Origin of the sequence: Vibrio sp. 10N.222.55.C6 (assembly GCF_041473395.1) — a bacterium.
Lineage (GTDB): Bacteria > Pseudomonadota > Gammaproteobacteria > Enterobacterales > Vibrionaceae > Vibrio > Vibrio crassostreae_C.
The window spans coordinates 1-335 of record NZ_JBFRSD010000652.1 but is presented as its reverse complement, the minus strand read 5'-3'; the positions used below and the strand labels follow the sequence as shown (position 1 = coordinate 335).

Sequence of the window (335 nt, the reverse complement as noted above, 5' to 3'; positions counted from 1 at the left end):
CCTTCTTTAAGCGTTACGTCAACCATAGAACAACCGTTACAACCACCACCGAATGCTACAATAGCTGCGCCGTCTTCAGTGATTTCTACCAAGCTAACGTGACCGCCGTGACCAGCAAGTTGTGGGTTAACTTGTGTTTGAATTGCGTATTCAACACGTTCTAGAAGTGGTGCATCGTCTGCGACTTTACGCATCTTAGCGTTTGGTGCTTTAAGCGTTAGCTGAGAGCCCATTTTGTCAGTAACGAAGTCAATTTCAGCTTCATCTAGGAACGGTAGGCTTAGCTCATCTACGTATGCAGAGAAAGCGTCGAAAGAAAGCTTAGTGTCAGACGC

General features: G+C 46.3%; 1 protein-coding gene. It reads right to left on the bottom strand.

The window, feature by feature from the left end; all coding sequences use genetic code 11:
* Positions 1–335 (bottom strand): NifU family protein (locus tag AB4486_RS25490; protein WP_372119512.1); only part of this gene is annotated, 335 nt, incomplete at both ends.